We start from the raw sequence: 239 nt of genomic DNA on the forward strand, positions 1-239 counted from the left end.
ATGCGGTCGACGTGGCGAACGACGGCCCGCAAGGGCTGATCCTCGCCCAGGAAGAAGAGTACGACGTGATCGTGCTCGACGTGATGCTGCCCGGCATGGACGGCTGGACCATCGTCAAGACCTTGCGCGCCACGCGCACCACGCCCGTGCTGTTCCTCACCGCGCGCGACGACGTCGACGACCGCGTGCGCGGTCTCGAACTCGGCGCGGACGATTACCTCGTCAAGCCCTTTGCCTTC

General features: G+C 66.5%; 1 protein-coding gene. It reads left to right on the forward strand.

Annotated features, from left to right (window positions below; translation table 11 throughout):
- The coding region (locus P0D73_RS46950) for a response regulator (protein WP_408321540.1) at positions 1 to 239 on the forward strand (239 nt) is incomplete at both ends.

It is taken from the genome of Paraburkholderia sp. RL18-101-BIB-B (genome assembly GCF_046026985.1).
In the GTDB taxonomy this organism is placed as follows: domain Bacteria; phylum Pseudomonadota; class Gammaproteobacteria; order Burkholderiales; family Burkholderiaceae; genus Paraburkholderia.